Genomic DNA, 25,412 nt, shown 5'->3' with positions numbered 1-25,412 from the left:
AAAATGCGAAGAACGCAGAGCGGGCAAAGTCAGTCCGCTCTACTCCACCAAGCGGACCTCAATGAAAGGTGTCGCCATTTCGCTGATGGGCCGAGAGCGGAAGTTGCGGCTCTCACTCTCTTGCCGCACCGTGGCCGTAGAGGTCATTCGGGCAGCCCGGCTCGCCGCAACCCTTCTTCGTATCGAGCGAGATCTTCGGCACGCCGATAGGGGCCGAGCACGCTTTTGAGATTGGAGACACGCACCGAAGGATTCAATTGCCGCAGCCGAGCCACCGCCTTTTGTGCCTGCTCCAGTCGTCCGGCCATTGCCTTGCTTGCGGCGTCCATACGTAACGCAGGTTGAAAGTCCGGATTGTCCTGCAACGCCATTGCAGCCCACGATGCCGCGTCGCCATAGTGGCCCAGGAAGAAATGGGCATGCGAGGTCCCAGTTCGTACCCCGCTCATAAACGGATCAAGCGGGTTGAGGCGGATGGCACGGGCGAAGCGCTCGATTGCCGTTTCCGGCTCGCCTAGCCAGTTCTTCACCCAGCCACTCCAAAACCATGCCTCGGCCCAATTGGAATTGAACACGAGCGCGCGATCGATCAAGGCGGCGCCTCCCCCGAGATCGAGTAAAACAAACGCTGATACATATCCGCTCGCCGCGAGGGCGATCACGTCGTCTTTTCCTAGCTCAACCGCTCTCTGAACGAGCTTTTCTACTTTGGCAGTCTCGCTCGGTGTGACTGAAATCCAGCCATTGGTCTTGGCAAAGGTGTAGCAAAGGGCGGCACGACCGTAAGCTGACGCAAAACCTGGGTCGAGCTTGATCGCCCTGTTGAATAGGCGTAACGCCTCTTCGTTCGCTTGCCGGTTAGCAAACTGATAAGAGCTGGCCAAACCGCGTAAGTAGTGATCATAGGCATCAAGACTCTCGGTAGGCTTGCGTTTGGCGCGCTCGATCTCGGCTTTTTCAACCGCCGGCGCGATCGCTCCGACTATGCTCTCGGTGACCTGGTCCTGCAGGTCGAAGATGTCGGTGAGTCCACCGTCAAACCGGTCTGCCCAGAGATGTCCTCCCGTAGGGGTATCGACGAGCTGTCCCGTGATGCGCACCCGGTTTGCCGCCTTGCGAACGCTTCCTTCCAGCACATAGCGCACGCCAAGCTCGCGCCCCACTTGCTTGATGTCGACAGCGCGTCCCTTGTATGTGAAGCTCGAATTGCGGGCGATGACGAACAGCGCCTTGAAACGGGACAGCGCGGTGATGATGTCCTCCGCTATTCCGTCCGCGAAGTATTCCTGTTCGGGATCGCCTGACATGTTCTGGAACGGCAGCACGGCGATGGACGGCTTGTCGGGCAGCGCCAGAGCCTGGGTGGTCTCGACCGGCGACCTTTTCGAGATTGCCGCAGAACCGTCCGCGTTTATCCTCAATCGCCACGCGCGCATCGGCTCAACAATGTTCTTCAGATTCTGCGGACCCATGTCCTCGAAGGCGATATCGACCTTGCCGCGGATTTGACGTTGCGTGTCCTCGGAGATGCAGATGCCGCCGGGTTCCGCGATGCCTTCAAGGCGGGCGGCGATATTGACGCCGTCCCCGAAGATATCATTTTCGTCGATTATGATGTCGCCGACGTGGATGCCGACGCGAAATTCGATCCGCTTGGCCTGCGGCACCGCGGCATTTCGCTCAACCATGCCGCGCTGCACCTCGATGGCGCATCGCGCTGCATCGACGGCGCTGGCGAACTCGACCAGCATGCCGTCGCCGGTCGTCTTGACGATCCGTCCGCGATGCGCGGCGATGGAGGGATCGAAAAGAGACTTTCTGGCGGCCTTGAGGCGAGCCAGCACGTCTTCTTCGTCCATACCCATCATGCGGCTGTATCCGGCAACATCCGCCGCCAGAATCGCCGCAAGCCTCCGTTCCACGCAATTGTTGGCCAAAACGGCCCCCGCGAGATCGGTAGATTCCGTCCCACGTATCAAAGCACAGGGTGTTCCTTTTGGGCTAGGGTCAATGTCAGGTCAGGGTCAAAATGCGAAGAACGCAGAGCGGGCAAAGTCAGTTCGCTCCACCCCACCAAGCGGACCTCAATGAAAGGTGTCGCCACTTTGCTGATGGGCCAGGAGCGGACTGGTGTTGGCGCGGGACACAAAGAGAGCCCTCCTCGCGTAACGGGGAAGGGCCAAGTCTTGCGCTCAAGCCTTGTGTTTGATCTTCACGGTGTTGATGGTGCCGGTGAAGGCGTTTTCCCAAGGATCGTAGTCATCGCACACTGGGGAGTAGGCATCCACGCCGATGTCGGCGGTCTCACCGGCCAGCGACCACACCGCGCCCTGCGTCTTATTGATGCGGCCTTCGCCGACTTTCCTGCCGTTGATCGACAGCACGCCGGTGCCGCCCTTGTGCAGGCCGCCGCCGTCATAGGTGAAATCATAGACCAGCGTGACCTTGCCTTCCGGTAGAGCCTCCTTGCCTTCGATGAAGTATTTCTCCCGCGCCAGCCAGTTGTAGGCGAGCTTGGGTCTTCCGTCCTTGACGTAAAGACTCCAGCCGCCGAACAGGCCACCCTGCGAGACCACGACGCCGTTGGCGCCGCCTTTGGGAATGACCAGGTCGGCGGTGACAACATAGGAACGGCTGAGCGTGTCGATGAAGACATTTTCAGCCATGCCGGTCATCCCGGCGTAGTAGGTCACCTCGGTACGGCCGGCCATAATGTCGGGCCGTCCGGCATTGGTCGCATTCAGCCGTGCGAAGGAGCGGTCATCCATCGGATAAACGCCGAACTTGATCGCCTCCTGATGGAATAGGTCCTGCAGTTCTTTCAGCTTCGCGGGATTTTGCGCGGCGAGGTCGGTAGCCTGTCCGAAGTCCACGGCCACATTGTAAAGCTCCCATTTGTCCTTGGCGTAGTCATCGACGCGGGGGCTGCTCTCCCATGGCGCGCGGTGCATCACGCAGGCCATCCAGCCGTCCTTGTAGATGCTGCGATTGCCGCTGCACTCGTTGTACTGGACGGTGTGGCGATCCTTTGCCGCCGCATCGTCGAACGAGTAGATCATGCTGGTGCCGGCCATCGGAATCTGCTCGACGCCGTTGACTATCTTTGGCTCGGGGATGCCGACGGCTTCAAGGATGGTGGGGCCGACGTCGATCAGGTGGGTATACTGCCTGCGGATTTCCCCTTTCGATTTGATGCCGCCGGGCCAGCGAATGACCATGCCCTGATTCTGGCCGCCGCCCTGACAGGCATTGATGCACCAGGTTGCCGGCGTGGAGCCGGCCATTGCCCAAGCCACCGAATAGTTAGGGTAGGAGTTCGGTCCGCCATACTCGTCCATTCGGGTCTTGAGATACGGGATGTCTTCGGGTGCGTCGTTGAGGTTGGACCATTCGTTGAAGGTTCCGTTTAGACCACCGATCGCGGTGCCGCCATTGTCGCCGGCGATATAGATCACGATGGTGTTGTCGAGTTCGCCGAGATCCCCGATGGCGTCGATCAAACGCCCGATCTCGCGGTCGGTATGCTCGGCATAGCCTGCATAGACTTCCATTTGCCGCGACAGCACCTTCTTCGCGTCGTCCGAAAGGGCGTCCCATTTTGGAATTTCAGGAGGGTTTTCAGCAATCTTGGTGCCCGGAGGCATCAGGCCCATCTTTATCTGACGCGCAAGAATTTCCCCGCGTAGCTTGTCCCACCCCTGATCAAATTTCCCCTTGTAGACATCGAGCCATTCTTTCGGCGGCGTGTGAGGCGGATGCGCGCCGCCCGTGGCGTAATACATAAAGAACGGACGATCCGGGGTCAGCGAGCGCGTACCACGTATCCAGCCTATCGCCTTGTCCGTGATATCGACGTTGAAATGATAGTTTGGGTCGCGCGGCACGCCGAGTTCGGTAGTGCCATCCACGAGGTAGGGCCGGAACAAGTTCTTCTCGCCGCCGATGAAGCCATAGAATTTTTCAAAGCCCTGTCGCGCTGGCCAGCGGTCGAACGGGCCGCTCATGCTGGTTTCCCACGGCGGCGTCTCGTGGCTTTTGCCGAACATCGACGTGCAATAGCCCCACTGTCGAAGAATTTCAGCGATAGGCGCAACGCTCTTTGGCCGCATGCCGGTGTCGCCGGGATATGAGGTCGCACCGTCAACTACAGCGGCTTGGCTATTTTGATGTTGATTGCGTCCGGTCAATAGCGCGGTGCGGCTCGGCGAACACAGACTGTTGACGTGAAAGTTCGTGTAGGTCAGCCCCTCTTTGGCGAGACGATCCATGGTCGGGAAGTTGATCGGTCCGCCGAAGGTCGATGGGTCCGCATAGGAAGTCTGGTCTTGAAGAATGACCAGGATGTTGGGGGCGCCCTTCGGCGGCCGGATCGAGACTGGCTTCGGCTGCGGCACCTTGCGCCAATCCGGCTCGGTGATGACAGGACGCGGCGGCTGCGGAAACGGCAGGATCTCGCCAAGCTTCGGCCCCGTCGATGCGGGTGCTGCTGCGGGTGCCGGTGCAGCCTGTTGCACTTGAGCGGTCGCTGGCGCCGTCGCCGCCAAAGCCGTCATCGCAGCGAGCGACGAACCACCCAACAAAAGGTCGCGTCGTTGCATGCCGTCATTGCCGCGCCTATTTTTTTCGAATGCGTTTGAGGAGGATTCGTTCGGGGGACCGTCTTCTGGATGATCGCTCATAAGCGTCCTCTCTTGTTCGACGATTGAACCAAACTTCCCGGATGTACCTCGCGTTGATCTAGATCAATGGAAGACCGCTATGGGTCAAAATGCGAAGAACGCAGAGTGAGCAAAGTCAGTCCGCTCTACTCCACCAAGCGGACCTCAATGAAAGGTGTCGCCATTTCGCTGATGGGCCATAAGCTGATTTTCGGATGATGACCTTTGGTGTTTGCTCATCCGGGAAAGGCTGCCTTGGAAATTGGTGCGACTGGCCTGAACGACGTGTGGGTTAGCCGGACAAGAACAGAAATTGATGCTTGAAAAGGGTTATAATCCCGCCGCGTTGAGCCGTGCCTGATTTACTTCATCCGCAGAGGACGAAGCCATGACCCAGCTGTATTTTGAAGATGCCGAAATTGGTATGACTAGCAAGGCTGGTCCTTATCTGGTCTCGAAGGAAGAGATCGTCCAGTTCGCCAAGCAATATGATCCAGCGCCCCGTCACCTCGATGAGGAGGCAGCAGCACGTTCAATTTTTGGGGGACTAACCGCATCGAGCGCCCATGCGTTTTCGATCTTCATCTCGCTCACGCCGAAGCTCCAGCCTCGGCTCCATGTCCTCGCCGGAATGGGTTGGGATGAGTTAAGGCTGCCGAACCCGGTACGCCCAGGAGATGAACTCGATCTTGAGATGATTGTTCTGGAGAAGCGGGAGTCTAAGTCGAAACCTGATCGAGGCATCGTGCGCAACCAAATCAGAGTGCGCAATCAACAAAACGAAATCGTCTTGCAGTGTATAGCCAATATTCTCGTTGCGAGACGAGCGGGTCCATAGCAAGGAGCCATCGTCCGTCTTGGCGGCGCTTGCCAACACAAAATGTTCACGTCCGCTATGGGTCAAAATGCGAAGAACGCAGAGTGAGCAAAGTCAGTCCGCTCTACCCACCAAGCGGGCCTCAATGAAAGGTGTCGCCACTTCGCTGATGGGCCACAAGCTGACATCGCTGATGCCATACTCAATCACTTCATCTGCGATGCCCAGCGTGGGCGGTATCGTTACCCCCTAGCGCCTTCGCGGTCTTGCGGAAATTAGCGCGCGAATTTGTAGTAAGCGAACGCCGCMGAAGTGACCGTAAGCAATGCCGAAGCAATCCAGATCGGCCCCAGCATAAAGATGGCTATCGCGCCCTGCCCACAGGCACCGCATGCAACCCAGAACAATATTGGAAAAAAACATAACAGGATGACTACGGCAAATCCTGTACTGAGCCAAACTCCTCTCGACCCCCATCGCGCACCCAAAAACCATGGCATGGCGGGAAAGCCGAAGGACAGAATAACCAGGAGGGTCATCAGATCGTCGAACATGATTGGCTCTTGGTCGTTAACACGAGGCAGATGGTTCAAGCCCATACGAAAACCGCGCGAGCCCTTGTCATCGCTGCTACGCTGACTCCGGGCGCATAAGTCGAATTAACAGCAACTGACATTGCCGCTTGACGACCGCCTTGGGGCAAACGGCGAAATGGCCGGAATGCGTGCCTAGGTCCGCTTCACATCTTTAAGCGAACGTCGGATCTGAGAGGACGCGCCGGAAGTCGCTTCCTCACTTCGACGGCGGCGCCGCTCCGTCCGCATTGTCCCGCACATGGATCACCGCGATGTCATCCGTATAGATCCGCTTCCAGCCCTTGAGCTGATCGAGGATTTGCGGGCCCGGCGCATCGGCGACCAGGAGCGTCGCGTCGATCTTGTACTGGTCGAGCAGGCGCGGCAGCAGCTCGGGCTTCTTGCCTTCCGTCGCCTTGAAGAAGTCCATGACGAACTTTTCGCCATAGAGCTCGGCGCGGCCGTCGACGTACACAGGGACGTCGCGCGAGATCAGATAGCCGCCGAACTGATAGGCGTTGAAGATGCGCTGCACCCCGAGTTTTTCGAGCAGGTCGACCGCCGCAACCGGCGTCTGCGTCATCGTGAACGTGAAGCGATGGTGTCCCATGTAGAGCGAGGTCGAGGTCCAGCTCGCGGCCACGATCATGAGCGCGCCGAGCGCGGTGACATAGCGGGCCGGCCAGCGGTCTGCGTCGGCGGTGTCCGCTGGCGGGCGCGGGAACATCTCGCCGAGCGGCTTTGCCAGCACCAGCGGCACCAGGAAGGCGAAGGCCTCGATATTCCTGACATGGGTCAGCGCGGTCCAGGTCAGGAACAGGATCAGGAAGATCCGCGGCGCCGACAGCACGAGGCCGCGATAATAGCCGAGCGCGATCAGGCCGAGCAGTGCGCCTTCGAACCCGGTGAAGGTGGCAAAGTTCGCCGGCATCCATTCGAAGATCAGTGACAGCAATTCGCCGAGGCTGAGGATGTTGGTCGCGCCCATCAGCGTCCGCCAGCCGTAAGGCGTGCAGCAGGCAGCGATCAGCGCGCCGACGCCGAACAGCACCCAGCGCATGAACAGCTTCAGCCGCTGTCCCTTCTCGGCATGCTCGACCGCTTCGAGCGAGATCGGGCCGATCAGCGCGAGGCCCAGCACGAAGCCGCCATGCAAATTCGCCCAAAGCGCCATCAGCGGCAGCCAGGTCCAGGACGGCGCGCTTCGGCGGTCGGCAGCCGCCATCAGCAGGCCGACCCACGCCACCATGACGGGCAGCGCCAGAATATGCGGACGCGCCAGCACGTGATGGATCGACAGCAGCAGCGCCAGCATCGCGAACAGCACCGCGCGCGGCGCCTCGATCTGCGCGTCAAGGAGATAGACGAAGACCGCAGCGGTGAGCGCCATCCCGGTCGCGGTGAGGATCACGGGTCCGGCCCAGCCCCATTGCGCGTAGGAGAAGGCGAACAGCACCTGTGACAGCCACGACGTCGAGATCCAGGATTCCCCTGGGCGCGTGAAAGAATAGAAGTCGGTGTAGGGCAGGGCACCGTGATCGAGGATCCATTGCCCGATCCTGATCTGCCAGAACGAGTCGGAGTCCTGAAGCAGCGTGTCGCCGACGAAGAGGAAGAACAGATAGGTGCCGGCACCGACGCAGAGCGGCAGCAGTGCGCGCGCGCGGCTCTGCATCGCAATGCTGTTGGCAAAGGAAAGGGACATGCCGCCTCGTCGTCCTGCTTGTTCTTGTCGGTCGGAGCATGATCCGGAAAAGTGTGTAGCGGTTTTCCGAGAAGATCATGCTCAAACAATAACCTGAAGCGCGATGAACGATTCATCTCGTCGTGCTTCAGGCCGAGCGGGCGGCATTGGACCATGCGCGGTCATAACTTCGGGTAAATCGCGCCGCAGCGGCGTCGCCGCGGATAGCTACGATTTAACGGATTGTTTTCAATTCTCCTTTACCATCGTCGAATACGTGCAATCCGCTTCGTGTTTCCGCAGTCGAATTAACTGCGGCGCAATTCTTTGCCTCTAGGTTCGGTTCCATGGTCGGGCGGCGCTGGGAAGCCGAGAAGACCAGACCATTTGTAAGCCTCGTGTACTCTTTGGGAGCAGTCTATGAAGAACCTCGTTTCGCGTTTCGTGAAGGACGAATCCGGCGCCACCGCCATTGAATACGGCCTGATCGCTGCCGGCATCGCGCTGGCGATCATCACCGTCGTCAACAACCTCGGCAGCTCGCTGAACACCAAGTTCGGTTCGATCTCGTCCAGCCTCAAGTAAGACCGGACGATCTGAGAGTTTCGAGAGCCCCGTCCCGGACGGGGCTCTTTTCTTTTGCGGGGTGGAGTGAGCCGGAGGCTGCTCGGCCTGCATGGTTCGCCCGGCGATGCGGAGCATCGTCCGGAGATGCCCGCTTTGGCGAGCTCCTCACCAAGAGGGTCTGATATCTTGCCGCGAAACGCGACCTCATCCCGAGGGCCCGCCGTAGGCGGGCGTCTCGAAGGATGGGCCCGCAGGCAAGCTTCCCCGCACGTTCTTCTTCAAAGCCCTCCAGCCGGCGTCAGCAGGCTTGGCGCTCCCGTCCGTCTGGCGTGACGTTCTACGCATTTGCATCTTGTCATTCACTTTGAATAGTTGTTCAGTCCTTGCGGGACGATTTGCATCTATTGCAGGGACGACGCGTTCGGCCGCGCGGGGCGTGCGGCTGGCGTGTGGGACAGGAAGCGCGCCATGGTTTATCGGCGAACGCATCAAGTGGTGAAGCGCCTTGCGGCCAGGCGCAGTGCGATTCTTGCTGCAGCGCGGGAAGCTGCGGCGGAAGGCGGGATGGCGGCGGTGCAGATCGCGCCGGTTGCGGTCCGGGCCAGTGTCGCGGCCGGAACGGTCTACCGCTACTTCCCGTCCAAGTCCGAGCTGATCTCCGAATTGATTGCCGAGGTGTCGCGCGACGAGCTCGCGGCGATCCGCCGGGCGGCCGATGCCGCGCCCGGCCCATCCTCGGCGCTGGCGGCGGCCGTCACCACCGTGGCGGTCCACACGCTGTCGCAGCGCAGGTTGGCCTGGGGCATCCTGGCCGAGCCGGTCGACGTCGATGTCAGCGCGTCCCGCCTCGCCAGCCGCCGCGAGATCGCCGGCGAGATGGCCGCGCGGATCGACGCCGCCGTGCGGGCCGGCCATTTGCCGGCGCAGGATACCGCGCTGGCGGCCACCGCGCTGTTGGGGGCGCTGCATGAGGCCCTGGTCGGGCCGCTCGCGCCCGACAATCTCGACGATCCCGCCAGGATGCGCGATGCGGTGCAGACCGTGACGCTGCTGGCCCTGCGCGCCGTCGGCGTGATGGACGCCCGCGCCCGCGGTCTGGTGGTGCAGCAGACGCTGCTGCCGACCGCGAAAGCGCTGGTCGGGGCCTGAAGAGCAGGTCGCGACCGGGGCCGAGACCCGATTCCGCTCAGGTCATTGCCCGAGCGCGCCTTTCCACAAAACCCGAGCACCTTCGCCGGCAACGCCGGCTACTGTGCATGGGGTTGTTTTCGTCTTTTTTTGTTTGCCGGGCTCCCGCGGACTAGATATCCGCGCCGCCCTCGGGGCCGACCGAGGCGATGCGCACCATGTTGGTGGTGCCGGGGATGCCGAGCGGCACGCCAGCGACGATGATCACGCGCTGGCCGGCGCGGACAAAACCGTCGCGGAAGGCGATCTGGCCGGCGCGGCTCACCATGTCGTCCTGGTCGCGCGCGTCTTCCGCCACCACACAATGCACGCCCCAGACCACCGCCAGCCGGCGTCCGGCCGCGATGTTGGGCGTGATCGCCACGATCGGCGGCTTCGGCCGCTCGCGCGCGACGCGCACTGCAGTCGAGCCCGAGCTGGTCCAGCAGATCAGCGCCGGCAGATCGAGCGTCTCGGCGATCTGGCGGGCGGCGTCCGCGATGGCGTCGCCGGCGGTGGATTCCGGCGCGGGGCGCTGCGCGGTGAGCACGGAACGATAAATCGGGTCGCGCTCGACCTCTTCGCCGATGCGGTTCATGGTCGAGACCGCCTCGACCGGGAATTTGCCGGCCGCCGATTCCGCCGACAGCATGATGGCGTCGGCGCCTTCATAGACGGCGGTGGCGACGTCCGAGACCTCGGCGCGGGTCGGCACCGGCGACTGGATCATCGATTCCAGCATCTGGGTCGCGATCACCACCGGCTTGCCGGCGCGGCGCGCCATGCGCGTCATCTGCTTCTGCAGGCTCGGCACGCGTTCCAGCGGCAGCTCGACGCCGAGATCGCCGCGCGCCACCATCAGCGCGTCGGAGGCCTCGATGATGTCGGCGAGGCGGTCGATCGCCTGCGGCTTCTCGATCTTGGCCATGACAGCGGCGCGGCCGCGGATCATCTTCTTGGCCTCGATCACGTCGTCGGCGCGCTGCACGAAGGACAGCGCGATCCAGTCGACGCCGGTCACCAGCGCGGCCTCGAGGTCAGCGCGGTCCTTCGGCGTCATCGCGGAGACCGGCAAATCGGTGTCGGGCAGGCTGACGCCCTTGCGGTCGGACATCCGGCCGCCGACCACGACACGCGTCACCGCGTGCTCTTTCGAGGTCTCCTCCGCGATCAGGCGCACCTTGCCGTCGTCGAGCAGCAGCGAATGGCCGGGCCTGAGTGCAGCCAGGATCTCCGGATGCGGGAGATTGACGCGCGTGGCATCGCCCGGCGTCTTGTCGGAATCGAGCGTGAAGATCTGGCCGTTCTGGAGCTGGACTGCGCCTTCCGCGAAGGCGCCGAGCCTGAGCTTCGGGCCCTGGAGATCGACCAGGATGCCGATCGGCCGGCCATAACTGCTCTCGACGTTGCGGATCGTCGCGACCAGCTCCCGCATCTTGTCATGCGGGGTGTGGCTCATGTTGATGCGGAACAGATCGGCGCCGGCCTCGAACAGGCGGCGGATCATCGCGAGGTCCGAAGAGGCAGGTCCCAGGGTCGCGAGAATCTTGATACGGCGAAGACGCCTCATGGCTTATTTCCAGACGGTGGCGAGGGAGCTGGCGGAAGGCCAGGCGCGGCGGGGGGCGTACCACCGGGCGGACTATTGGGCAAACCCGGAACGCCGCCACCCGGGCCGACAGGGCCCGGCAGGCCGGGCACGCGCTGCTGCTGTGACGGCTGCTCGTTGGCGTCGGTCAGCTGCACTGTCCAAGCCCGCTGCTCGCCGGTATCGACCTCGAAATAGCCGGTCCGGTCGTAGCCGCGCGCGAGGCAATCCTCGGTGCCGCGGATGGTGAATTCCTTGTCGCGCGAGCACATGAAGGCCTGGCCCGACCATTCGCCGCCGCGGTCGTAGTCGATCGCGTAGATGTAATAGTAGCGCGCGACCAGCGTTCCCCGCAGCAGGGTCTCGCAGGAGCGGGACGAGATGTTCCACCAGCCCTCGGTGGTCCAGCCCTCGGCGTCCTTGTAGCCGAGCGCAATGCCGACCCGGCTCGAGGTGTTGTTGCAAAGCCGGAAGTCGGCGGAGGCCGGGCTGGCCCACAGGCACAGCAGGCCACCCACCAGCACCGGGACCAACCGGGCGAGCAGGCGAAGGGGGGCGCGGGGAGATTCGGCGATCATTGTCGCGGAACGTATACCAGATGATTGACGATTTGGCGTAGGGCCGGGGAACCGGCCTTCGGGTTGGCTCTGGCGCCGTTTGCGCCGTGATATGGCAAAATCTGTGACAAGGGCCCACCTGATCCCGTAAGGGTGACCCCCATCGGGGGCAGAACCAATTCAGGCCGAAGGGATCCAGCCATGGCAATCGACGACAAAACCAGAACGGAGCTCGAGGCGGCCGCTTTCCGGCGCCTGGTCGATCATCTGAAGACGCGGACCGACGTCCAGAACATCGATCTGATGAATCTGGCCGGCTTCTGCCGCAACTGCCTGTCGAACTGGCTCAAGGACGCTGCCGACGCGCAGGGCGTGAGCTTAAGCAAGGACGAGAGCCGCGAGGCCGTCTACGGCATGCCCTACGAGACCTGGAAGTCGAAATACCAGGGCACGGCCGCGCCCGAGCAGCTCGAGGCGATGAAGAAGGTTCACCCCGGGCACTGAACGGCCTCGCCGGCAGTCCGGCGGTGAGTCGCACCACACAACTCTTTCTTGGCCTCGCCGCAGGAAGGTGTGGGCGCGCTGTGGACGAGCGCGATGCTTGCTTGAACGCGAGAGCCGCGAACCCTAAGGGTCAACCAGCACGCGCGGTGAGGATGCCGGCGTCACCTCGTTTTGCCAGTTCCATTGGGAGTACCAAGATGGCCACCTCCGCCGCCGTCCGCGACGACGAGCCCGCGACGAAATTTGCCAAGGACCAGCTCAAATCCATCATCGAGCGCATCGAGCGGCTGGAGGAAGAGAAGAAGGCGATCTCCGACGACATCCGCGACGTCTATGCCGAGAGCAAGGGCAATGGCTACGACGTCAAGGCGCTGCGCACCATCGTGCGCATGCGCAAGCAGGACCCGAACGAGCGCGCCGAGGCCGAGACCATCCTCGAGACCTACATGCAGGCGCTGGGAATGCTCTGAGGCGATGCGCCTCTAGCACTGCTGCCGTAGCCCGGATGGAGCGCAGCGAAATCCGGGTTCTCGCAGTATGGAAGCATTCCCCGGATTACGCTTTCGCTCCATCCGGGCTACAAGCGTGGCGTGTTGCACTTCGTTTGTGAACGGAGACCGCTGTGACTGCGCCGCCGCTGCCGCGCGAGGTGAGCCGTGCCTTCGGCGCTCTTCCGGCGCCGATCGGCAAGCGGTTGCTCCAGGTACGTGAGCTGATCTTCGCGACCGCTGCGGCACATCACGATGTCGGCAAGCTCACCGAAACGCTGAAATGGGGCGAGCCGGCTTACCTGACCGATGAGACCGGCAGCGGCAGCACGATCCGGCTCGGCCGCCTGAAGGACTCCGAGCGCGCCGCCATCCTGTTCAACTGCAAGACGACGTTGATCGATACCTTTCGCGAGCGCTTTCCCGATGAGTTCGAATATCGGCAGACCAGGGCTTTGCTGTTGCCCCTATCCGGCGCGCTGCCGAAGCAGGAGCTCACCGTCTGCCTCTCGCTGGCGTTGACATATCATCTGGATCGGCGGGTCAGGAAAGCGAGATAGAAGCTGCAGGCTTCGACACTGTAGTCTTGGAAGTGGCGAGGACGCCATTGCGCCGGTCCGGCACGCAGCCTCGATCCGCAAGATTGTCGGTCTCGGTCTCAATTGCCGCGTCCGCGTTTGGCGTCTCGTCGGGCCTGCGCCCGCTTGTTGGCCTGCGAGACTCTTCCGATTTTTTCCGGTGGGAGTTTCTTGAGCCGGCGACGGCTTGGGATGGACCGCATGCCGTCATGCGAAGTTGGGGTCGTCTGCGGGCGAGAAAACTGACGCGCCCGACGGAGTGCTAACGCCCGTCGCGCCGCTTCCCCGAGCTCCCGTCGTGCTTCAAACTTCCGGATGCGCCTCAGCTCGTTCTTGACGCGCTTGATGGCGGCAGCGAAAACCGATTGGCGCCGGTTTGCATGCTCTGCCGTGCCGGAGAAACTCTTGCCGCGCGGGTCGGCTGTTCCCTTTGTTTCGCGGCGTCGATGCCGCGACAATGTACGCTCCCTGTCGCGCAGATCCCGAAGTCGGGCGCGAAGGCTCTCAAGTCCATCGCGCTCCATCTCTCCGACCACGGGATGGTGCGTGCTCAATATGACTTCGCGCTCGTCGTGGTTCAGAAGGCTGAGCTCAGACTTGCATGGAACTGACATCGCATGCTCCTACTTCGCTGTGGCGACTTCCCTTGAGATGCGGCGCCGCTGCGGAAACGCGGAACACCAAGGCAAACGCAATCGCGTCCTCGGACTTTGTCATCGCGTCCGTTCTGGGCGCATTGCCACAATGCGCGTTTGGAATGCGTAGCGATACCGGGTGGATTACCCGTTGGAAGTGGGGGAATCTCCCTTAGTGCGGATGCGCACCAGGCCGGGACGACACTTGAGCGTGTGGCGCTGTCGTGCCCCAGGATTGCGCTGCGCTTCATCCCGGCTTGCGGGACTACCGAACGGCGTGAGGGGAAAGATCTCAGCGCAGCGCCGCGGTGCGCATGACGAACGACGTCGTCTCGAGCTTCGCGGTCGCACTGCCCGTAAAGCTATCGCAGGACAGGCCCTGCATCGGATCGTCGGCAAAGCCCATCGCGATCACGGCCTGCGGTTTGACGAAATAGCCGCGCAGGGCAACGGTATCCAGCTCGCCCATCAACGTCACCGACATCGCGCGGCTGGCGCTCGGCGACAGCATCACGATCTTGAGCCAGATGCTTTCGCCCCTGGCGGCGGAGAGGCGGGTCGCGGTTGCGATCCTGCCGTCGATGCTCTTGCCGACCACCGTGTTGATCTCGGTCGCGGGCGCAAGGCCGCGCGTCGTGGCAACGGGGCGGCCTGTGCGCGGGACCAGCGCGGAGGCGGCGACGACGTTGGCGCGGTCGACCGGGGAGGCGGACGCCGGCGCATAGGCCAGCGCCTGATAGGCCGCGCTGGAGACGGACGCGGTTGCTTGCGGCTCGGTGGCGGCGGCGAGCGCCTGGCGGGCCTTCAACGCCGCCACTTGAGCTGGCGTCGCCTGCTGCGGGGTCGCAGGGGCATCCCAGAAGCCGCGGGCATTGATGATGTCGGCCGGGGTCTCCGGCTTACCGGCCGCAGGCTTGTCAGCCACGGGCGCGGGCTTCGGCTTGGGCGGTGCAACGAGCTGCGCATCGGCCGAAGCGAGCTGGATCGCAGCGGCGATCTGCGGCTTGGCGCGCGGTGTCGGCACCGGATCGGCCGGCTTGGCCGCGGCGGCAACCACGGTCGGCGCAACAGACTTCGCGGCCGGGGCGGGCGCGCCCTCGTCATCCTCGTCGCTGCTCGTGGCGGCGGGAGCCGACTTGCTCTTGAACAGAGCGGCAAAGAAACTCGGCTTGCTGCCGGAATCGTCGCCGGTGCCGCGGCGCTCGATGTCGGCCTTGGCCAGCTCATAGCCCTTCAGCGGCGTGCCGTCGGTCGGAACGTGGACCGTGCGGCCATCCGGGAACACGCGGGCGAGCTGGTCATGCGTCATGCGCGGCCAGTGCCGGATGCTGCCGGTATCCAGATGGACGAAGGGCGAGCCGGAGGTCGGATAGAAGCCGACGCCGCCGCGCTGCAGGCGCAGGCCGGCGAAGCGGATCTGCTCCAGCGGCACGCCCGGAATGTGGAAGTCCATCGCATGCCCCAGCATGTGCTGGCTGAAGCGCGCCACGCCGGAGGAGCGGCGGCGGAGCATCGCGTTGGTGGCGGGGGAGCGGTAGGAGGAAATGATTTGGATCGGCTGCTTGCCGTCGACGTCGCGATAGACTTCCCAGAGGATGTCGAACAGGCGACGGTCCATGACCGTCTCGTCCTGGGTCCGCCAGTCGCGCAGGAAGTGGTTGAGCTGCTTCAGCGCGGCCTCGTCGAAGCGGCCATCGCGCTTGAAGGTGACGGTGAGGTCTTCGCCGGAATGGGTGTGGTGGAACGAGAGCGTCTTGGTCTCGTTCAGCGCGGCGGCGTCATGGACCGAGCCCGCGGCAGCAAGCAGCAGTGCGGAAGCGAGGCCGATCCGGGATCCGGCCTTCACTCCCGCATGGGACAACGACAGCACTGCGAATTTGCGTGCGAAACCTGTCAGCACGAATGAGCCCACCCAGTCGACGAGCGTTCAAAATGGACTCTCCCGGCAACCCCGTTAGCGCGCGAAAGAGGATGAACGCTTTCTTAAAGCGAGAAGGTTAATTCGAGGTTGACCTTCTCGACCCCAAACCAAGTCAGAATACGAACCTAAGCGGTTCAGTGTGGCAAAAAAACGCCCGCTGCCGGAGTTCGGGTGGAGAATGGTTAACGTTAAGCGACCCCATCCAGGGGGATGAGGTCGCTGATCTTACTAGAGAATTTCCGACAAAGACCGATCGGGGAGGCCTCAGCGGGTAAACACCCGCTGCTGCTGCGGCCGGCGGCCGACCGGAGCCGGCGGCGGGGTCGGCGCCCCGAACAGCCGCTCGAAGAAGTTCGGACCCGACGAGCCGAAGCCGCCGCCATTGTTGGCAATCGCCACGCCCGAGGGCAGCGTCGTCGCCGGGCGTGAATAGCTCGGCTGGGAGTGAGCAACGACGTTCTCGAGGTCCTTGCCGCGGCCGTTCTTCAGGATGTTGATCATGGTCGCATCACGGCCATAGACGTCCTTGCGGATTTGCAGCTTGCCGCCATCGTCCACGAACGCGGTCTGGTAGGTGATGTTGACCGGGATCGGCGTCGGGAATTTCAGGTCGATCTCGCTCTTGCCGTACATGCTGCGCACGCGCTCCGGCGTGTACTTCTCGTTCGGCATGGCGATGTTGAGCAGAACGGAGGCGTACTGATCCGGGTTCTGCACGCGCATGCAGCCATGGCTGAAGGCGCGATCGTCCCTGGCGAACAGGTTCTTGTCCGGCGTGTCGTGCTGATAGACCAGGAACTTGTTCGGGAAGTTGAAGCGGATGCGGCCGAGCGCGTTGGCTTCACCGGGCGGCTGCGAGATGTGCACGGAGCCGTCGCGGTTCTGCTCGAGCTTGAGGCCCATGCGCTGGAGCACGGTCGGGTCCTGCTGAAGCGCCGGCAGGTATTCGTTGTAGACGATCGACGGCGGCACGTTCCAGGTCGGATTGACCGTGATGTACTTCATCGTCTCGGTGAGCAGCGGGGTCGCATGCGTGCCCGGCTTGCCGGTGACGACGCGAGTGGTCCAGACCTGCTGGCCACGCTGCATCACCTTCAGTGTGTAGTCAGGAATATTGAGGATGACATAGGCATCGCCCAGCGAGGGGACGCCGAGGTCGCGCGGCAGCCAGCGCCAGCGCTCCATGTTCACCAGCACAACGTCGATCTGCTTGTCGCGCTTCGGCGTGTTGATCGCCTTGACGGTCTTGTCGTCGAGGATGCCTGTTACCTTCATCTCGGCGCTGTTCTGGAATTTGCGCACGGCTTCGGCGACGGTGGCGTCATAGCGGGTGTCGCTGGCGTTCTCGGCGAGGCCGAGCTTGGCGCGGAGCTGCGGCACGCGCGGATCGTCAACGACGATTTCAGCCTGCTTCTTGCCGGCCGGGGTGTATTTCAGCGCCGGACCGTCGGCGATCTCGATCACCGGGCCGCTGCCCTGGCCGCGCAGCTCGGCGAGCTTGGCCTTCAGCTCCTTGTAGAGCTTCTGCGGCGGGTTGTAGCTGTCGAGCGCTGCGGAGGCGTCGGCTGCGGTCGTGACCTTGGCGAGCACCTCGCTCGAATCGACCGGATGCTCGGGATAGAGGATGTCGCCGCTGACCTGCGACCAGTGCATGCGGCCGCTCTGGGCCTGGCGCGCATAGTCGAACATGCTGGCGGTGAGCTTCAGCTCGGCATCGGCGAGCGCATCGGGCGTCGTGGCGGCGGCGAAATCCGGCACCGGATAGTCGGCGGGATTGAGACCATCGGAGGCCGCATCCTTCAGCCGCGCGATCACGCCCTTGGCCGCGGCGGTCAGGCTGCCGGCCTGGGTCCAGACCGGCGCGAAGTCGCGTGCACCGTAAAACTTCTCGATCGCGGCGCGCTCGTTCTTGCGGTCGAAATGGCGCGAGGTCTTGGCGCCGATGATGTCCTTGAGCTTGTCGGCGACCGGCTGGTCGGCGGCGGGAACGTTGCTCGCGGCCTTCACCGGCTCGGCGGCCGGAGCCGCAGCGGGGGCCGCAGGCGCGGCCGGCGTTGCCGTCGCGGTGTCGGCCTTTGCCGGTTCGGATTTGGCAGGCTCGGTCTTGGCGGTTTCGTTCTTCGGCGCCTCAGCTGCAGGCGTGGTGGCGACGTCGGAAGGCTTGGTCTCAACCTTGTCGGGGGCTGGCGCGGCTTCGGCCTTCACCGGTTCCTTGGTCGGCTCCTTTGCGGAGTCCTGAACCGTCGCGGTGGTGTCGAGCTTGATGTCGGATGCGGTCGGGGGCGGGACGTTGGCGGGCTCGGGGCGCGGGATCGCGGCTTCGATCGCGAGTTCGGCGGCGCTGCTGCGCACCTGATCCTGCGCCAGGGCCGAGCTGGCCGATACCGTGAGGAAGGTCGCCGCGACCGTCATCAAGACGCGGTCAAAGCCCGCACGGTGGTTCAAACAGTCACGCATTGTGTCGCACCCCTCGGGTGAACTGTCCCTCGTGGAACAGCTTCATTATCGCCTAATGAGCTTCGGGCTAAACTGCGCCGGCCGCTCGAAAGTTGCACGCCTGCACGCAACGATTCATACGCGGACGAACGAATCCTACGCAGACGATATACAGGCCCCGTTTGGGCGGCCAGCGCTACCCGGGACAACTCACGACAAACTGACTTCAAGAAAGCCCGTTTGCAACGGATTGTGCGGCTTTGGCAGACGCTTTTCCATGTGTCTGTCACTTCCAAGTCACGGTTCACGTCGCAGCCGGATTTTGCCGTAATGCGAAGGGCTTGCGGCGTCATCGCAACGCCAGGCGAACCTCCGTTCGCATGAGGCTCAGGGCGTCTCCTCACCGCTTTTGCCGCCATGTCCGGGAACCCCGGCTTCGTCGAGCTTGCGGTAGAGCGTGGACCGGCCGATTTTGAGGCGGCGGGCGACCTCGGACATCTGTCCCCGATAATGCGAGATCGCGAAACGGATGATCTCGTTCTCCATGTCGTCCAGCGGGCGGACGTCGCCGGTGGGGGTCAGCATGGAAAGGGTCCCCGCCAGCGGCAGCGGCGCGATCGGTATTTCACCACCCGACACCACCGAGGGCGCCGCGATCGGCTCGAGCATCAGCGGCGCGGTCGGGATGTCGGTCTCGAGATGCGGCTGCGGGGTGAGCAGGGGGAAGTCGGCAAGGTCAAGCTGGTCGCCCTCGCTCATCACCACCGCGCGGTAGACCGCGTTTTCGAGCTGGCGGATGTTGCCGGGCCAGTCGAGCTGGGCGAGGTGCGCCACGGCCTCGCCGCTGATGCCGGTGATGAGGCGGTTCTCCTCGGCGGCAAAGCGCGCCAGGAAATGCCGGAGCAGATGCGGGATGTCCTCACGCCGCGCCCGCAGCGAGGGGATCGTCAGCGGCAGCACGTGGAGGCGATAGAACAAATCCTCGCGGAAATGGCCCTGCTTCACCCGCTCCAGCAGCCTGCGGTTGGTCGCGGAGATGATCCGGACGTCGACCTTCAACGGCTTGCGCCCGCCGACTGCTTCGACCGCGCCTTCCTGAAGTGCGCGCAGCAGCTTGACCTGTGCGGTGAGCGGCAGCTCGCTGACCTCGTCCAGGAACAGCGTGCCGCCATGGGCCTCGACGAACTTGCCGGTGTGCCGTTCGGTGGCGCCGGTGAAGGCGCCCTTCTCGTGACCGAACAGGATCGACTCGACCAGATTGTCGGGGATCGCGCCGCAATTGACCGCGACGAACGGCTTTGCCTTGCGCTCGCCGCTGCCATGGATGGCGCGTGCGAACATCTCCTTGCCGACGCCGGACTCGCCCTCGATCAGCACGGGGATCGACGAGCCCGCGGCCTTCTGCGCGGCGCGCATCACGGCCGCCATCGCCTCGGCGCGGGTGATGATGTCGGAGAAAGTCAGCCGGCCCTCGCGGCTGTGACGGATACGCTGCAACTCGCCCTTGAGCGCGGAGGCATTGAGTGCGTTGCGCAGAGAGACCTGGAGCCGCTCCAAGCCAACCGGCTTGACGACGAAATCGGCCGCGCCCGCGCGCATCGCCGAGATCACGTTGTCGATGCCGCCATGGGCGGTCTGCACGATGACGGGGACGCCGAGGCCGGCCTCGCGGATTTTCGCCAGCACGCCCATGCCGTCGAGGCCGGGCATCACGAGATCGAGGATGACGGCGTCGATCGCCGGTGCATCGGGGGCGGTGAGGGCGGCGATCGCGGCGTCGCCGGAGTCCACGACGACCGTCTCATAGCCGCATTTCTGCACCATGTTCTCGACCAGCCGGCGGGCTACTGCGTCGTCGTCGGCGATCAAAATACAGGCAGCCATGGTGTTCCCCGCACGCTACTACTATCTGTCTCGAATCGGGTCACTCTGGCCGAAGCCGATTAACGCACTCTTAAACCTTGATGCCCCCGCCCGCCGTCGCGCTTGTTGAACACAGGTTTCCCACACAATGAATTCGCGCTCCAAATCTGCTCTCAAGAAATCTGCCTCCAGCAAGCCCGCTCTCCGCAAGCCAAGCACCAGGAAATCCGCCGCCAAGGCAAAGTCCTCCAAGCCCGCAAAGCCTGCGGGCAAGACCGGCAGGCTTCCGGAATGGAACCTCGCCGACCTCTATTCCGGGATCGATGCGCCGGAAGTGGCGCGCGATCTCGAAAGGATGGACGCCGATTGCGTCGCGTTCGAGACCGACTACAAGGGCAAGCTCGCCACAGGGACAGCAAACGAAGATGGCGGAAAATGGCTCGCCGAGGCGGTGCGACGCTATGAGGCGATCGATGATCTCGCTGGGCGTCTCGGCTCCTATGCCGGCCTCGTCCATGCCGGCGACAGCGTTGATCCCACGATTTCAAAGTTTTACGGCGATGTCTCCGAGCGGCTGACGGCGGCGTCCACGCATCTCCTGTTCTTCGCGCTCGAGCTCAACCGCGTCGATGACGATATTTTGAACCGCGCGATGCAGGCCGCCGAGCTCGCGCATTACCGTCCCTGGATCGAGGATCTGCGCAAGGAGAAGCCGTACCAGCTCGACGACAAGCTCGAGCAGCTCTTCCTCGAGAAGTCGCAGACCGGCTATTCCGCCTTCAACCGGCTGTTCGACCAGACCATCTCCGGCCTGCGCTTCAAGGTCGGCGCCAAAGAGCTCGCGATCGAGCCGACGCTCAATTTCCTGCAGGACCGTGACGGCACAAAGCGCAAGGCTGCGGCCGAAGCGTTGGCAAAGACCTTCAAGGCCAATGAGCGCACCTTTGCGCTGATCACCAACACGCTCGCCAAGGACAAGGACATCTCCGACAATTGGCGCGGGTTCAAGGACGTCGCGGATTCTCGGCATCTGAGCAATCGCGTCGAGCGCGAGGTGGTGGACGCGCTGGTCGCCTCGGTGCGCGCGGCCTATCCAAAGCTGTCGCATCGCTATTATGCGTTGAAGGCGAAGTGGTTCGGCAAGAAGCGGCTGGCTTATTGGGACCGCAACGCGCCGCTGCCGTTCGCCGCGACCGACGTCATCGGCTGGCCCGATGCGCGCAACATGGTGCTGACGGCCTATCGCGGCTTCTCGCCAAAAATGGCCGATATCGCCGAGCGCTTCTTCACCGATCGCTGGATCGACGCGCCGGTTCGCCCCGGCAAGGCGCCGGGCGCGTTCTCGCATCCGACCACGCCGTCGGCGCATCCTTACGTGCTGATGAACTACCAGGGCAAGCCGCGCGACGTGATGACGCTCGCGCATGAGCTCGGCCATGGCGTGCACCAGGTGCTGGCCGCGAAGAACGGCGCGCTGATGGCGCCGACGCCGCTGACGCTGGCCGAGACCGCGAGCGTGTTCGGCGAGATGCTGACCTTCCGCCGGCTGCTGGCGCAGACCAAGAGCGCCCGGCAACGCCAGGCGCTGCTCGCCGGCAAGGTCGAGGACATGATCAACACCGTGGTGCGGCAGATCGCGTTCTATTCGTTCGAGCGCGCGGTCCACACCGAGCGCAAGAACGGCGAGCTCACCGCGACGCGGCTCGGTGAGATCTGGCTGTCGGTGCAGGGCGAGAGCCTCGGGCCGGCGATCGAGATCAAGGCGGGCTACGAGAACTACTGGATGTACATCCCGCACTTCATCCATTCGCCGTTCTACGTCTACGCCTATGCCTTCGGTGATTGTCTCGTGAACTCGCTCTACGCCGTCTACGAGAACGCGGCCGAGGGCTTTGCCGAGCGCTACCTCGACATGCTCGCCGCCGGCGGCACCAAGCATTATTCCGAGCTGCTGCGGCCGTTCGGGCTCGATGCCAAGGATCCCAAATTCTGGGACGGCGGTCTCTCGGTCATCGCCGGGATGATCGACGAGCTCGAGGCGATGGGCTGAGGCGAAGCGCGAGTTCCTTCCCGGCGCACGGAATGCGGGTGTTGCAAGTTTTTGCGGCCCCAGTTCCATCCGTGGGCGCGGGCGATCTTCGCGGCGGGGGCTGGCAATTTGCTACGTGGGATTGAACGTTCGCGCGGCCCGCAAGACTAACTCAACAGATACTCGAAAGATAATTTTCTACTATTGATTGTGGATTGATCGGTTTCTCCCTGGGGAGGCACCCATGCTCCATCAAGGGCCCGCCACGCCGGTTCCGATGGCGAGAAATGCTGCCGCCGTCGATCAGGAAACGCCCTGGTGCGAGAAGCACCATCAGATCGTCTGCGATGAGATCGAGGCGATCAACACCCGACGCGAACCGGAACGGCGCCTCGATGCCGACGGCCTGCAACCCTGCCAGTTGCTCGACGTCACAGGGCTTGCGTTGTCCGGCGGTGGCATTCGCTCGTCGGCCGTTTGCCTCGGCGTGCTCCAGGCACTGAACCACCACAATCTGATCGGCCGGATCGACTATCTCTCCACGGTGTCGGGCGGCGGCTATATCGGCACCTCTCTCAGCGCCACCATGACAACCGCACGGCGCTTTGTGTTCGGCGAAAGACCCGCCGGCGGAACCGTCACGTCCGCCGAGATCAGCGATACGCCGTCGGTCGGACACCTGCGCAACTATTCCAACTATCTGATCCCTGCCGGTGCCCGCGATCTTCTGACCGGAGTTGCGATCGTCGTGCGGGGACTGGTCGCCAATATCGGGTTGACGTTACCCATCGTGCTGCTGCTTGCCGCCGTCACCATCTGGTCGACGCCGCTGCGGAGCTGCCTGACGGATGCGAACATCTTCGGCATCAGTCTCAACAACAGGTCGTTGTGCGAGCTGCATGATTTCAGCGACATCGATCGTTACGGTTTCAGCACATTCGGCCTGGTCGTCGCGCTGGTGATGTTCGCTTGCAGCGGGCTCGCCTATTTCACCTCCCGCTCGGTCCGCGGCAGCGGTCCCAGTGTCGTGTTCGCCTATATTGGCGGGATCGCGCTGTTGCTGGGCGTCGCGTGCGACTTCGCGCGGTTTCTCAAGGTCCAGCATTTTGCGCTGAGCCTGTCGATCGCAATTATCGGCGGCGTCCTGTTCTTCGGATGGGCGCTCAAGCAGTCGCTCGCGAGCCCCGGCAAGCGGCAGGAGTTCCGTTCGCACTGGCCGAGCATGGGCGCGACCTTCCTGGTGCTGCTGGCGGTGATCGCCTTCTTCGAGTTTCAGCCCTTCATGCTGGAGCAGATGTTCGATGTCGCCGAGAGCAGCGCAATCGGTGGACCGGCTGCTGCGGTTGCGATCACCTGGATCAAGTCGCTCGCGGCGGTGGCTGCGCCAATCGGCGTCTTCGTCACCGCGTTCAGGCAGCAATTCGTGGAATTGCTGAAGGGCAACAGCGCATCCTCGCAATGGGGTTCGCTTGTGCTCGCGGTCGTCGCTAAGGTCGCGCTATGGATCGCTGGCCTTGCGCTTCCGCTCGTCATCTGGGTTGCATACCTCTATCTGTCCTATTGGGGCATCGCCAACGATCTGTTCGAGAGGTGCCCGTCCGTCATGGGCGCAACCTCCCAGCGAGAGTGCCTGGTCAATGCCAAATCGAACGCGCCGTCCGGAAGCCTCGCAGGCAGGATTCAGTTCGATGTCAGCAAGGGGACCTTGTCGGCGGAAATCACGCCGAAAGCCGCGCCGCAGGTCGTGGCAGATGCCGAGCAGTTGACGCCGACCTGGCACACGCCCGCCTGGCTCCTGTTCCTGGCTCAGAAAGCGGGGCAGGTGGTTCAGGTGCGTTTTCCCAGCCTGTTCCAGGGCAACGCTTCGGAGCTCGCCTACTCCTACAGCCTGCACATGGTGATCCTCTACACGTTCGCCGGCGTCCTGCTGTTCGCTATCTCATTCTGCCTGACGCCGAATGCGAACTCGTTGCATCGGCTCTATCGCGATCGCCTGAGCAAGGCCTTCCTGTTCGATCCGACGCGTTCGGCCGACGGGCGCGTCGCGCCCGCCGAAGCCAGTCTCGACCAGGGGCGCGATTTCAAGGCGCTCGATCGCATGAAGCTGACGGATCTCTACGCCGCTCCGGCCGCGACGGCCCGGATTCCAGGGCAGCCGGCTGCGCCGAAGCTGCACGCGCCCTATCAGCTCATCAATACGGCGCTGAACATTCAGGGCTCCGACTTTGCCAACCGGCGCGGACGCAACGCGGACTTCTTCGTGTTCTCCGCCCTGAACGTCGGCAGCGAGGCGACGGGCTATGCGCCCACCGATCTGGTGCAGGACGACGAGCAAAGTCTCGATCTCGCCACCGCAATGGCGATTTCCGGAGCCGCGGCCTCCTCGAACATGGGTTCGAGCTCGATCAAGGCGCTGACGCCCACGCTTGCGCTCCTCAACGTCCGGCTCGGCTATTGGCTGAAGAACCCGCGTTACGTCGATGAGCGTGTCCGGCCGCAGCGCCGCTCCACGCCGATCTATTTCTGGTCGGAGATCTCGGGGCGCCTGTACGAGAACAGCGACAGCGTCTATCTGACGGACGGCGGTCATATCGAGAATCTCGGCGTCTACGAGCTGTTGCGCCGCCGCTGCAAGGTGATCATCGCGGTCGATGCGGAAGCCGATGCGCCGATGAATTTCGGTTCCCTGATGACGTTACAGCGTTACGCCCGCATCGATCTCGGCGTCCGCATCGACCTGCCATGGACGCCGATTCGCGAGCGCACGCGTGCGCTGATGGCGCGCAATGCCGACAAGGCGGGTGATCCCGGCGCGGCCGACGAGCGCGACGACATTGCGCGAGACCACGTCCACGTCGCGATCGGCACCATCGACTACGGAGGCGACGAGCAGGGTTATCTCGTTTACGTCAAATCGTCGCTCAATGGCGACGAGAACGACTACATCCGGGACTACGCGCGGCGAAACGACCGCTTCCCGCACGAGACCACGGGTGACCAGTTCTTCTCGGAGGAGCAGTTCGAGGTCTACCGCGCGCTGGGCTTCCACATGGCGCACGGTTTCCTGTCCGGTGACAATCCGGTCGCGGTCGGGTCCGGCGTCGATCCGCATATGGCCCGATTCACTGAAGCGGGCGAGCCGGCGATCGACGCGGTCCGCGAGGCGCTCGGTCTTCCGGTACCTCGGCGGCAAACCGCGAGCGTCACCGCCACGATGATCGATCAGGGCTGAGCAGCGCGACAGCCGGATTCCCGACAATCGGAATTCCAAATCACCTGATTTGCCCGAAAACCGGCCATCGGTGCCGTTGCCCTGCCCGAAGGTTTGCGGTATCCCAGCCCAAG

Annotated in this window: 17 protein-coding genes; 8 read left to right on the top strand and 9 right to left on the bottom strand. The window is 63.3% G+C overall.

Annotated features, from left to right (window positions below):
* Positions 1-143: 143 nt before the first annotated feature.
* Both AC1DW2_RS21525 and AC1DW2_RS21520 read right to left on the bottom strand, forming a co-directional pair.
* Positions 144-1,937 carry an adenylate/guanylate cyclase domain-containing protein gene (locus tag AC1DW2_RS21525; RefSeq protein WP_346283384.1) on the bottom strand — a complete coding sequence of 598 codons (1,794 nt, stop codon included), beginning with the start codon at positions 1,935-1,937 and terminating at the stop codon, positions 144-146.
* Between the two features lie 255 nt (positions 1,938-2,192).
* Positions 2,193-4,679 carry an arylsulfatase gene (locus tag AC1DW2_RS21520; RefSeq protein WP_283017561.1) on the bottom strand — a complete coding sequence of 829 codons (2,487 nt, stop codon included), beginning with the start codon at positions 4,677-4,679 and terminating at the stop codon, positions 2,193-2,195.
* Positions 4,680-5,046: 367 nt separating this feature from the next.
* Between AC1DW2_RS21520 and AC1DW2_RS21515 the strand changes: the two genes are divergently transcribed.
* Positions 5,047-5,496 (top strand): MaoC/PaaZ C-terminal domain-containing protein, encoded by a 450-nt coding sequence (locus AC1DW2_RS21515; RefSeq protein ID WP_477007145.1) that lies wholly within the window; start codon positions 5,047-5,049, stop codon positions 5,494-5,496.
* A gap of 254 nt (positions 5,497-5,750) precedes the next feature.
* On the opposite strand, the gene AC1DW2_RS21510 is transcribed toward AC1DW2_RS21515, so the two are convergent.
* Positions 5,751-6,029 carry a hypothetical protein gene (locus tag AC1DW2_RS21510; RefSeq protein WP_187387924.1) on the bottom strand — a complete coding sequence of 93 codons (279 nt, stop codon included), beginning with the start codon at positions 6,027-6,029 and terminating at the stop codon, positions 5,751-5,753.
* A 238-nt stretch (positions 6,030-6,267) separates the two neighbouring features.
* Complete coding sequence (locus tag AC1DW2_RS21505) at positions 6,268-7,755, bottom strand: hypothetical protein (RefSeq protein ID WP_063981104.1); 1,488 nt, start codon at positions 7,753-7,755, stop codon at positions 6,268-6,270.
* A gap of 399 nt (positions 7,756-8,154) precedes the next feature.
* On the opposite strand from AC1DW2_RS21505, the gene AC1DW2_RS21500 reads away from it, so the two are divergent.
* On the top strand, positions 8,155-8,319 hold the full coding sequence (locus AC1DW2_RS21500; protein WP_014492421.1) for a Flp family type IVb pilin: 165 nt from the start codon (positions 8,155-8,157) through the stop codon (positions 8,317-8,319).
* Positions 8,320-8,769: 450 nt separating this feature from the next.
* Positions 8,770-9,450, top strand: coding sequence for a TetR family transcriptional regulator (locus AC1DW2_RS21495; protein ID WP_063981105.1), 681 nt, complete (start codon positions 8,770-8,772; stop codon positions 9,448-9,450).
* Positions 9,451-9,601: 151 nt separating this feature from the next.
* Here the strand turns inward: AC1DW2_RS21495 and pyk are convergent, their stop codons facing one another.
* Together pyk and AC1DW2_RS21485 are read right to left on the bottom strand one after the other, a co-directional pair.
* The gene (gene pyk / locus AC1DW2_RS21490; RefSeq protein WP_063981106.1) at positions 9,602-11,038 is read right to left on the bottom strand and encodes a pyruvate kinase; all 1,437 of its coding nucleotides are present in this window, start codon (positions 11,036-11,038) and stop codon (positions 9,602-9,604) included.
* A complete protein-coding gene (locus AC1DW2_RS21485; RefSeq protein WP_063981107.1) occupies positions 11,035-11,634 on the bottom strand; it encodes a DUF1036 domain-containing protein in 600 nt (199 codons plus the stop codon). The genes pyk and AC1DW2_RS21485 overlap by 4 nt, the downstream gene beginning before the upstream one ends.
* A gap of 180 nt (positions 11,635-11,814) precedes the next feature.
* On the opposite strand from AC1DW2_RS21485, the gene AC1DW2_RS21480 reads away from it, so the two are divergent.
* The 3 genes from AC1DW2_RS21480 (at position 11,815) to AC1DW2_RS21470 (ending at position 13,165) form a co-directional block, all read left to right on the top strand.
* The gene (locus tag AC1DW2_RS21480; protein ID WP_063981108.1) at positions 11,815-12,117 is read left to right on the top strand and encodes a DUF1244 domain-containing protein; all 303 of its coding nucleotides are present in this window, start codon (positions 11,815-11,817) and stop codon (positions 12,115-12,117) included.
* 197 nt (positions 12,118-12,314) lie between these two features.
* Positions 12,315-12,587, top strand: a complete 273-nt coding sequence (locus AC1DW2_RS21475) for a DUF2312 domain-containing protein (RefSeq protein ID WP_014492426.1) — start codon at positions 12,315-12,317, stop codon at positions 12,585-12,587.
* Positions 12,588-12,739: 152 nt separating this feature from the next.
* Positions 12,740-13,165, top strand: a complete 426-nt coding sequence (locus AC1DW2_RS21470; protein WP_063981109.1) for a hypothetical protein — start codon at positions 12,740-12,742, stop codon at positions 13,163-13,165.
* A gap of 945 nt (positions 13,166-14,110) precedes the next feature.
* Here the strand turns inward: AC1DW2_RS21470 and AC1DW2_RS21465 are convergent.
* From AC1DW2_RS21465 to AC1DW2_RS21455, 3 genes are all read right to left on the bottom strand, one after another.
* Positions 14,111-15,718, bottom strand: coding sequence for a peptidoglycan L,D-endopeptidase MepK (locus AC1DW2_RS21465; RefSeq protein WP_283017559.1), 1,608 nt, complete (start codon positions 15,716-15,718; stop codon positions 14,111-14,113).
* A gap of 285 nt (positions 15,719-16,003) precedes the next feature.
* A complete protein-coding gene (locus AC1DW2_RS21460) occupies positions 16,004-18,196 on the bottom strand; it encodes a L,D-transpeptidase family protein (protein WP_477007144.1) in 2,193 nt (730 codons plus the stop codon).
* Between the two features lie 366 nt (positions 18,197-18,562).
* Positions 18,563-20,059: a sigma-54-dependent transcriptional regulator gene (locus tag AC1DW2_RS21455; RefSeq protein WP_071909756.1), complete on the bottom strand. Its 1,497-nt coding sequence runs from the start codon at positions 20,057-20,059 to the stop codon at positions 18,563-18,565.
* A gap of 127 nt (positions 20,060-20,186) precedes the next feature.
* Here AC1DW2_RS21455 and AC1DW2_RS21450 point away from each other — a divergent pair, with 127 nt between their 5' ends.
* Positions 20,187-22,088: a M3 family oligoendopeptidase gene (locus AC1DW2_RS21450; protein WP_477007143.1), complete on the top strand. Its 1,902-nt coding sequence runs from the start codon at positions 20,187-20,189 to the stop codon at positions 22,086-22,088.
* 223 nt (positions 22,089-22,311) lie between these two features.
* Positions 22,312-25,299 (top strand): cell division protein, encoded by a 2,988-nt coding sequence (locus tag AC1DW2_RS21445; protein ID WP_477007142.1) that lies wholly within the window; start codon positions 22,312-22,314, stop codon positions 25,297-25,299.
* The last annotated feature ends 113 nt before the right edge of the window (positions 25,300-25,412 follow it).

The organism is Bradyrhizobium sp. P3_C3 (genome assembly GCF_056402655.1).
This window is presented reverse-complemented; position numbering and strand designations above follow the sequence as displayed.

What these genes read in the sequence shown, in the direction of transcription:
- AC1DW2_RS21520 (WP_283017561.1), bottom strand. Translation starts at nt 4,679, where the DNA reads ATGAGCGATCATCCAGAAGACGGTCCCCCGAACGAATCCTCCTCAAAC.
- AC1DW2_RS21515 (WP_477007145.1), top strand. Translation starts at nt 5,047, where the DNA reads ATGACCCAGCTGTATTTTGAAGATGCCGAAATTGGTATGACTAGCAAG.
- AC1DW2_RS21505 (WP_063981104.1), bottom strand. Translation starts at nt 7,755, where the DNA reads ATGTCCCTTTCCTTTGCCAACAGCATTGCGATGCAGAGCCGCGCGCGC.
- AC1DW2_RS21500 (WP_014492421.1), top strand. Translation starts at nt 8,155, where the DNA reads ATGAAGAACCTCGTTTCGCGTTTCGTGAAGGACGAATCCGGCGCCACC.
- AC1DW2_RS21495 (WP_063981105.1), top strand. Translation starts at nt 8,770, where the DNA reads ATGGTTTATCGGCGAACGCATCAAGTGGTGAAGCGCCTTGCGGCCAGG.
- pyk (WP_063981106.1), bottom strand. Translation starts at nt 11,038, where the DNA reads ATGAGGCGTCTTCGCCGTATCAAGATTCTCGCGACCCTGGGACCTGCC.
- AC1DW2_RS21485 (WP_063981107.1), bottom strand. Translation starts at nt 11,634, where the DNA reads ATGATCGCCGAATCTCCCCGCGCCCCCCTTCGCCTGCTCGCCCGGTTG.
- AC1DW2_RS21480 (WP_063981108.1), top strand. Translation starts at nt 11,815, where the DNA reads ATGGCAATCGACGACAAAACCAGAACGGAGCTCGAGGCGGCCGCTTTC.
- AC1DW2_RS21475 (WP_014492426.1), top strand. Translation starts at nt 12,315, where the DNA reads ATGGCCACCTCCGCCGCCGTCCGCGACGACGAGCCCGCGACGAAATTT.
- AC1DW2_RS21460 (WP_477007144.1), bottom strand. Translation starts at nt 18,196, where the DNA reads ATGCGTGACTGTTTGAACCACCGTGCGGGCTTTGACCGCGTCTTGATG.
- AC1DW2_RS21455 (WP_071909756.1), bottom strand. Translation starts at nt 20,059, where the DNA reads ATGGCTGCCTGTATTTTGATCGCCGACGACGACGCAGTAGCCCGCCGG.
- AC1DW2_RS21450 (WP_477007143.1), top strand. Translation starts at nt 20,187, where the DNA reads ATGAATTCGCGCTCCAAATCTGCTCTCAAGAAATCTGCCTCCAGCAAG.
- AC1DW2_RS21445 (WP_477007142.1), top strand. Translation starts at nt 22,312, where the DNA reads ATGCTCCATCAAGGGCCCGCCACGCCGGTTCCGATGGCGAGAAATGCT.